This window comes from Mycobacterium sp., assembly GCF_050701675.1.
In the GTDB taxonomy this organism is placed as follows: domain Bacteria; phylum Actinomycetota; class Actinomycetes; order Mycobacteriales; family Mycobacteriaceae; genus Mycobacterium.
Genome location: NZ_JBOGDD010001305.1, coordinates 1 through 1,672, shown reverse-complemented (window position 1 = coordinate 1,672; position 1,672 = coordinate 1). Strand labels below are relative to the sequence as shown.

Here is a 1,672-nt window from a genome sequence, read left to right as displayed (position 1 = left end):
CGTCACCCCTGCTCGGCAACCTGCCCGGTTCGATCAAGCACGAGTCGCGAGTCCAGACCCCCGCAATCCGCCGCGGCTGGCTCGAAAATGGTCCGGAACCCACCGACCGCCGCGGCGCCGAAGAATTCGTCGCCGTGTCGTGGAATGAACTCACCGAACTGCTCGCCGACGAGTTACGCCGCGTCGTCGACACCTACGGCAACGAGGCCATCTACGGCGGCTCGTACGGCTGGGCCAGCGCCGGCCGATTCCACCACGCCCAGAGCCAGGTGCACCGGTTCCTGAAACTACTTGGTGGATACACCTTTTCGCGACATTCGTACAGCCTCGGTGCCACCGGGGTCATCATGCCCCGGGTCGTCGGCACCCACGACGACCTGTTCAAGCGATCAACGGCGTGGAGCGTGATCGCCGAGAACACCGAACTACTGGTGTGTTTCGGCGGCGTCGGCGTGAAGAACTCCGCAGTCAATCCCGGCGGCACCACCGAACATCCGACCCGGAGTGCACTGCAGAGCCTCCGCGACCGCGGTGGGCGCATCGTGTCCATCAGCCCGCTGCGGGACGACACCTCGGGTGACTGCGAATGGTGGGCGCCCGTGCCAGGCACCGACGTCGCCATCATGCTCGCGCTGGCCCACGTGCTGGCCGCCGAGGGACTCGTCGACCGGCAGTTCCTCGGTACCCACTGCATCGGCTACGACCGCTTCGAGCGCTACCTGCTCGGCACCGACGACGGAGTGCCGAAGACGCCGCAGTGGGCAGCCGACATCAGCGGTCTGGCCGCGCAGGACCTCGTCGCGTTGGCGCGGCGGATGGCCGCGCAGCGCACCATCGTGATGGTGAGTTGGTCACTGCAGCGTGTGCGTTGCGGCGAGCAGGCCCCGTGGATGGGTCTGACGCTCGCCGCCATGCTCGGCCAGATCGGCCTGCCCGGAGGCGGTTTCGGCCACGGCTACGGATCGCAGAACGAGCTCGGCATGGCGCCGCTGCGCTGCCCGTTGCCCACCTTCCCGCAGGGACTGAATCCCGTCACGACCTTCATTCCGGTGGCTGCCGTCAGCGACATGCTGCTGCATCCCGGGGAGCAGTTCGACTACAACGGGCGCAGGCTCACCTACCCCGACATCAAGTGCGTGTACTGGGCGGGCGGAAATCCGTTCCACCACCATCAGGACATATCGCGGCTGCGGCGGGCGCTCGGTCGGGTCGACACCGTCGTCGTGCACGAGCCGTACTGGACGGCAATGGCCAAGCACGCCGACATCGTCGTGCCGTCCACCACTCCGTTCGAACGCGACGACTACTCGGGCTCGCGCAATGACCCACTCCTGATGGCCATGCCGGCGATGGCCGAGCCGTATGCCAACTCACGCGACGACTACACGACGTTCGCGGCGCTGGCCGATCGGCTGGGTCTCGGCGAGAAGTTCACCGAGGGCCGCACCGCCATGGAATGGCTGGTCCACATGTACGAGAAGTGGGCGGCCCGACTCGATTTCGAGGTCCCGACCTTCGAGGAGTTCTGGACGGCGGGGAGCTTGCGGTTGCCGACCGAGACCGGATTGTCACTGCTGCCGACTTCCGCGCCGATCCCGTGGCCCACGAATTGCACACGCCCAGCGGTCGGATCGAGATCTTCTCCGCCGACATCGACGGGTTCGGTTACGAC

1 pseudogene is annotated in these 1,672 nt (G+C 66.8%); it reads left to right on the top strand.

Annotated features, from left to right (window positions below):
* Positions 1 to 1,672: pseudogene (locus ACRDUX_RS40210) on the top strand (molybdopterin-dependent oxidoreductase); the annotation flags it as partial.